The 6,913-nt window shown below is 65.5% G+C and carries 6 protein-coding genes; 4 read left to right on the top strand and 2 right to left on the bottom strand.

Annotation, left to right across the window (positions count from 1 at the left end; translation table 11 throughout):
• Positions 1 to 1,020 precede the first annotated feature (1,020 nt).
• Complete coding sequence (locus ACFYY7_RS34185) at positions 1,021 to 1,524, top strand: hypothetical protein (RefSeq protein WP_388667720.1); 504 nt, start codon at positions 1,021 to 1,023, stop codon at positions 1,522 to 1,524.
• Positions 1,525 to 1,930: 406 nt separating this feature from the next.
• A complete protein-coding gene (locus ACFYY7_RS34180; RefSeq protein WP_388667719.1) occupies positions 1,931 to 3,217 on the top strand; it encodes a DUF1173 family protein in 1,287 nt (428 codons plus the stop codon).
• A 148-nt stretch (positions 3,218 to 3,365) separates the two neighbouring features.
• Here the strand turns inward: ACFYY7_RS34180 and ACFYY7_RS34175 are convergent, their stop codons facing one another.
• Together ACFYY7_RS34175 and ACFYY7_RS34170 are read right to left on the bottom strand one after the other, a co-directional pair.
• On the bottom strand, positions 3,366 to 3,518 hold the full coding sequence (locus ACFYY7_RS34175; RefSeq protein WP_388667718.1) for a hypothetical protein: 153 nt from the start codon (positions 3,516 to 3,518) through the stop codon (positions 3,366 to 3,368).
• 821 nt (positions 3,519 to 4,339) lie between these two features.
• Positions 4,340 to 4,615, bottom strand: coding sequence for a hypothetical protein (locus tag ACFYY7_RS34170; protein WP_388667717.1), 276 nt, complete (start codon positions 4,613 to 4,615; stop codon positions 4,340 to 4,342).
• Between the two features lie 1,026 nt (positions 4,616 to 5,641).
• Between ACFYY7_RS34170 and ACFYY7_RS34165 the strand changes: the two genes are divergently transcribed.
• Positions 5,642 to 6,061 (top strand): hypothetical protein, encoded by a 420-nt coding sequence (locus tag ACFYY7_RS34165; protein ID WP_388667716.1) that lies wholly within the window; start codon positions 5,642 to 5,644, stop codon positions 6,059 to 6,061.
• Entirely contained in the window at positions 6,058 to 6,687 is a 630-nt protein-coding gene (locus ACFYY7_RS34160) for a hypothetical protein (protein WP_388667715.1), read from the top strand. Before ACFYY7_RS34165 ends, ACFYY7_RS34160 begins: the two co-directional genes overlap by 4 nt.
• Positions 6,688 to 6,913 lie beyond the last annotated feature (226 nt).

The raw sequence follows: 6,913 nt of genomic DNA, 5'->3' as shown, positions 1-6,913 counted from the left end.
AGCATTCTTCCCGCCCACTGACAGGAGGGGCCCTCCATTGCTCAGGGAGACAGAGAGTGAGTGGCGTCTACTCTCGCGCGCCGCCTCTCGTGAAACCCTGGAGGGCATGGAATGCGCCACCGTAACCAGCTTTTGATTCCGCTGCCGTCAGGCGCCTCCGTACTCACCCGCGATGCACCCCCTCCCTCCTTCCGGCCTCTTTCGTGCAGCGATACCGCAGGACGGCATTTTGGGACAGGAAGGGTTGACCCGCCAGGAGGCGCTCGACGATGCTGAGGCGGCCCAGGCCTGTGGGCTTCACGCATAGCTGCCGTGCGAGGGGTGTTCCGAGCGACAGTTTCCCGTGTGGCGGGATTTCTGGATGCATACTGGTCCGCTGCTGCTCAGTGTCCACCATTCCGTCGGATCCCAATGCGTTTGTGCAGCTCGTTGGCCATGTGTTCCCTGATTCCGTGCCCCCGTGAGCACGGAAGGGGCCAGTCCGGTTGATTCACGCGTTGTTATCGTCGAAGCAGAGGACTAAGTCCCTCATCACACTCATCGCCTGTTCAGTGCTGCTTTCGCTTGCGCGCCACGCACTCCCCCACACAGACCTCGCCGTAGCTTTCCGTGATCGGAAGTGGCGTTTCCGGAAGCGCCGTTTCCAGTATCACCGTTGGCATGTAATGGGATAGAGATGGGGCACACGGTGCGCATGCTTCTTGTCTCCGACTGCGGGACGGCACCGCCAATCCACTATCGAGGGGGAGAGACTTGACTATCCAGGCGCCTTTCGATGCGGCAGAACCGACCTCTCACGAACGCGTGTTCCGTGTGTACCAGGCAGTCGAGGAGCTCGGCCCGGGTGTCCATCCGATGTGGCGGATCATCGAGAACACGAAGTACACGAAGTCGACCGTGCACAGGATCTTGAGCGCGGGTGTGCGAGCACAGGCCTTCGTACACCCCCGCCAGGGGCAGTACGGGCTCGCCCGCGGGCGGCTGGCAACCCCTGCGGAGGGACTGCCCGACTCAGCAGTGATGGATGACGGTGTCCTCTACCGCGAGCTCTCCCTGCTTCAGCGTCAGACCGCGCAGGTCGTCATGGTGTTCTCCGCCGTCCTGGTCGCTGGCACAGGTTCTCGCCTCTGCTTGCACTCAAACATGGCCAAGCGAGCCGACTTCCAGGCAGCACTGGCACGCTGCACGCCTCAGATTCGCGACCGTCTCACGATGGCTCCGCTGCATGCCGACGCGGCGGGCCTGGTCATCCAGGCATACCTCGACGATGCTCCGGCGAGCAGATTCACCAGGGAGATACGTGCCGAAGGTCACGCGCTGACGCCGGCGCCGGTCCCGGGCTGGGAAATGCTCGCTGCTCCGCTCTTTCGGGGCCGCAGTGTGACAGGAGCCCTCGCCGTACTCGGCCTGCCGACTCAGATCCAGAGACACCGCCACAGTTACGTGCCCGCCCTGATGCAAACGGCCGCTCGCATGAGCCGACGCAGCGAGGGCGCTTCGGCCATGGCGCTGACGGCAGCCTGATGCTGCTCCTGTTCTCGTGCTTGCATCATGTAGCCGTCAGCGTGTTCCCCGTCCTTGACCGTGCATCGACATCCAAGGGACTCGCAGCGCCGGCGAGTGATGTCCTAGCTCTGAGAGCGGTGCGGAAGCGGGCTCACCTTACGGCTCTTCAGATGCAGACACAGTCCGGTGCCGCGTACGACCCGGTGGGCACGCAGTGCAGAAATTCTGGCCCGCGGTCATGCTCGGCCGGCGGAACCCCGGTGTCTCCAGGGAGTCCACCGGCTCGGCCGACACCAGGCCCACCTCGAGCCGCTGACACTGGTCACGATGACCCAGCTCAGAACAGGGCCTTCACAAGTCACTCAGCCCCGATCCAGGGCCCGGACAGCACGGGCTGCCGCGGCTCTCATGGGGGAAGCGAACGGTGAGCCAGCGATTCTCCGGCGCAAAACACTCATCACGGCGACCGGCCAGCATGTCCGAGGGTGAGCAGATGGTTCGGATAGCCGACCAAATGATCGCGCTCACCGCAGTTCGGCGCAACCCCGCCCGGTACACCTACCTGTTCACCAAGGCCCGATCCGAGGACGGCTGTGCATACTGTCTGTGCAAGTGGCCGCAGACACCACCGCCCCGCCTTGTCATCCGCGCCCGCGGAGGCCGGTTCCACCTAGCCGGGTGGCCTGACGAGGGCAGTCAGCACGCTCATCACTGCGACTTCTTCAAGCTTGAGGGCGAATTGTCCGGGCGGCCCATGCATGGGATGGGCGGGATTCTGCAGACCGAAGACGGCACGTCCATTCGCCTCGATGTGCCGCTCACCATCGAGACAGCCAGCGGCTCGACCGCGACCCTGGACCCCGCGGACAGCCAGGACACCGCTTCGTCGCGGCGCGCCGTGGGACTGTTGGGTCTGACCCACTTCCTGTGGGAGGAAGCCCAGCTCAACCAGTGGAATCGGCCACGCGGAGGCAGCCGCCATTGGCACAACTGTCGCGCGCGGCTCCATGGGCTGCTGGATGAATGCACGGTCAACGCCTACCCACTGAAGGACGCCCTCTACGTCGTGCCAGTATTTCGACGCAGTACAGCCGACATGCACCAGGAAGCTTTTGACCGCTTCCAACAACGCCTAAGCCGGCCCGAGGAGGGCAGCGCCCGCCGCGGACTCGTCCTCGGGGAAGTCAAAGAGATCGCCCCCAGCACCTACGGACACCGCATAGCCCTACGCCATCTGTCGAAGGGACTGTTCACTTCCGGCAAGCAGCTCGAACGCTGGAAGCGTTCGTACGTAGCCGCATTCTCATCGGCAGCCGGTGACACAGCCCGCCGCATAGCCCTCCTGGTCGTCGAGCAACGGCGCCCATCCGGTGCGCTGAGAGTCGTGGATGCCGCCTTCATGCTCACCAACCGAAACTACATCCCCGTAGACTCCTCCTACGAGCTGCGGATGGCCGATGCCCTCACCGACGCAGGCAGGAAGCTGATCAAGCCCTTGCGGTGGGATCGCAGCGACGACGTCTTCCCAGACTTCGTGCTCACCGACACCGAGCCACCTTGCTATGTTGAGGTCTATGGCGTGCGAGGCAGAGCTTCGTACGAGATCCGCAAGCGGATCAAGCAGGTCCGGTACCAGCAACAGGGGCGCGCAGTCATCGAATGGGAAGTGGCCCAAGAGATGCCACCAGTGTCACTGACAAACTCCGCCTGATGTCACCGATACACGGCGGTAGCGACAAGTGGCTGTCTGAAACAAGTCCGTCAGACCGCCCCGGGCGAGAACAGGACCGACCACGATCAGGTAGATGGCCATCGGCAGACGGCGCCGAATTGAGTGACGTCGCTGCATGTCGTTTCGTTCACCAGTGCGCCGGTCTGCCTGTGCAGGCGCGTCCGATCTGCTCGCCCACCATCAGCACTATGTCGTTGAACGGTGTGATGCCGGGAAGAGTGAGCGTCATCGCTCCAACCGTCAGCACCGATTCCACCAGCCACAGCGCTGAATCGGACATCCAGCAGCAGGCTTTTGAGCCCACGGCCGGAATCGAATCTGCGAGGGCTGGCTCCTGAGTCATTGCTGGACAGACACCGCGGTAACCTCCGCCGGGTGCCGGCCAAGCTGTCCCTGGCCGGCCAGGATCGCGACCCGCTGGCGGCTGATGCCGCCGCGCATGGCGCCCGCGACGCTGTACAAGACGTGCTCGGCGGTGGGATGCCCGTCATCGCACAGCCCCTGCCGAGCGGGGTCGACCACCAAGCGTCCGAGACAGGGGTCCTCGCCGGAAACGGAGGCGAGTAGCCCACGAGAAGCTCACCACCTAGACCAGGAAGAACACGGGCAAGTCCACCCTCGGTCGCCTCGCTCTACCGAACACTCGCCGAAACCGCGGTGAGTGGCCACCGGTTACCCCGCGCTGCACGCCTGGGGTGTGGCCCCGTGCGGCGGCCGGATCGGCGGCGAGGCTCAGCGCGCGTTCACAGACGCGAGGGGGTGTGCCGCACAGACAGCCCCCAAAGTCATGGCGCGGGACGGGCAAAGGGCTGCACATCGTGCGCCACCTGCCGAGGCAGTCCTCGCCGGCGGCGTGGCCGACCGGCCGCCGTGGACGCAGACGAGCTCGGTTCCCGTCTCCACGCCGCGCAGCACCCCGGCCAGCCCGTCACTGATGACGGACGATCCACGGGCCGACACCGTCGCGTCGTGCGCACTGGCAAGGGGGTTGCAGTGCCCACGCCATTCCGCTCCCCCGCTCCTCTCAGACCGTCTCGCGGAGGTCCGTACATGAGACGGACACCCGCCAGCGCGGCTTGTCAGCAGGACCCGAATCGTCGGTCACATGTCTTTGGAGTGGCTTCGCGTCTGCGCGAACATCGCATCAGCGTAGCCTCTCGCCGCATCACCAACCTTCGCCAACTGCTCTCGCTCCTCAGCCGGCCCTGGCGTGCGGAATTTGGCTTCGTCGTAGAAGAAGCGGACGACCTCATACACCAGCTCAGCACGAGCAGTCGCATTGCCGAAGGCGTCATCTCGCAGGCCCATGCCTTCTACCGTCGCCCCCAGCCAAGCCTTGCGCAGCTCCGCTTTGAGCTGAGGCTCAAGGTCTCCCATGCTGAACCCTCCCCTGATCTCGGTTGCGCCCCCAACCTACGGCGAATTGGCCCGTGTAGTCGCCCCGGCATCAGATCCCAGGATCTTGCGGGCAACCTATTCCCCTTCTCGAAGCTCCGGCGGTGCGGCCCTCGTGTAGTCCACGGCTTGCCGAGCTCCGCCCCGTAGTCAGAACAGCTCAAGGGTCTCGGCGGCCACCCGTCGCGCCGCCCAAAATGCTGCCCCTCCGGAGCGCATCCCCGCCGCTCCCCAGCCCCAGCCTGCGGAGACCCAGCCCGAGTACATCCAGCGCGCCGTAAGCGCACTCGGCGCCCACCGACACGGGGCGATGGAGCTCCTCGGCCTCGAGCCCGGCGCTGGCGCGACCAGGCGCCTGGCCAAACTCACCCGTGGTTCATTGGCCGACGACACCGCACGGCACTGCGCACAGCCACTGGCATGACTTCGGCCCAGGCCCGTGCACTCTGCGCGCCGCGCGTCCTAGTGTGGAGACCGCGCGGCGCATGATGAAGGAGAACTTCGTCGTCGGGCGCTTCCGCCGCGGCGGCGAGGGCAAGACCTTGACAGCTCCCGGTGATCTGGCTGCGGCGCTGCCACCTTCCGTTTGCCCACCGCCTGGTGATCGGTCTGGCGCGTTGGCCCCGATGCCGAACGCCTCCCGGTCGCTCACAAGGTGCGCCAGGGCATTCTGCCACGAGGGCTGAAGGACCAAGGGCAACGCGGTCTGCGAACAGCTGACTCAGCTTCGCGGCGCCCTGCTTGACGAGCTGGCCAGCAGGCAGCCGTTCCAGGTCCAGCTCGCAGCTTATGGCGGGGTCGCTGCTGTGGGCATCGCTGTCTGCCCGGAGGCGTCAGTCCGGCTTTGTCCCTGTCCGCCCTGCGGCCAGGCGGTCGGGGGCCGGGGCCCGTCAATCCGGTGAAGGCCATGAATCCGTCCGGGGAACAGGGAACCGTTTCTGCTGATGAGGAAGGCGCATACCCGACCGGAATGTGACACGGTCTGCGGTCATGAGGATGATCAGCGTCATGACCGCGGCAGTTGCCGGTGTAGTGCTCGTCGGCGGGTCTGTGTCCAATGCGTCAGCGGGGCCCTACTGGAACAAGACGACGAAGTGCGAGCAGACCGATCCCGAGGGGCGGGTGATCCCCACTCGGTACGGCAACGGTGACCTCGGCTGGAACCACTTCTCCGGCAAGCACAACATCAAGAAGTGCCGGGTCATCAACGCGGCTCTCGCCGGGAAGGTCGACAAGAAGAGCGGAGGGCGCCTGGAGTACTACGGTGTCGCCCGCAAACAGACCCGGCTGGTCAACATCGTGGTCATCGTGCAATACGCCCGCCGTACTGCCGACGGCGAGTACGACGCGGGCAAGGGCAAGAAGATCGGCGTGATCACGGCCTACTGCAAGGGCGTCAACAAGTGCCCCAGCTGGGTCAACGAGTGAGCGGACTGTGCGAGGAATCGGTAGAGCAGCAGGCGTACATCACACGCTTTCTCCTCGACTACACGGCGGTGCCTCTCTCCGGCCGGACCTTCCTGCGCGGGATGCTACCGACGCGGGATGCGGTCCGGATCGTGGCCGGCGAAGCCGACGCCGTGGCACCGAGCACGCTGGTCGCCTACGAGATCCCGCTGGTAGACGACGATGACGAGCCGGTCACTGCCCCCCTGGCACTGGGGTGGGCACGAACGCTCGTGTCCAGCAGCCCCCCGCACTCGGACGCGTCCGTCATGGGCATGTCCCTGGTCCGGGTGGACACCTCCGCCGTCGAACCCGCTCCACCGGTACGCACGGACCAGGTACTGCGCATCCTGCGGACACTGGCCTGGCCAGTCATCGAGACACCGCCGAGCCCTGTTCTGTGTGGCTTCCTCTTCACGGGGCAGGACAGCATGCGCCTGTACTTCGCGGTCGAGGAAGGCGGCGTCATCGCGGCCGATGTACGTCTCACCGGCGCGCTGACCGCCCTACTTGCTGCACTCCCGACACTCGTGCGTGAGGAGGAACGCTGGGCGGCCGACGAGACTGACCCGCATTGCGTCCACAGCATCGACCTCACCACGTGGTGACAACCAGTGGGGCAACGCGGCCGTGACGGCCGTAGGAATTGGCGTCCTGGTCGCTGACGGCCACGAGAACCAGCTCGCTGTGCGGGTAGGCGCGCGTCAGGGTGGACTGAGGCGAGGCGACTGCTTGCGGTCGAGGGTGCGGTCCCGCGGTTTCTTTGGCGAGACTGTTGGTGCCGTCTGATGGGTCAGGTATCGCCGGGTTTCGATCCACTGGGACGGTGCGCTG

This window comes from Streptomyces sp. NPDC001933 (assembly GCF_042890955.1).
Taxonomy (GTDB): Bacteria; Actinomycetota; Actinomycetes; order Streptomycetales; family Streptomycetaceae; genus Streptomyces.
Note: the sequence above shows the minus strand (reverse complement) of the source record. Positions and strands in the feature narration are given on the sequence as shown.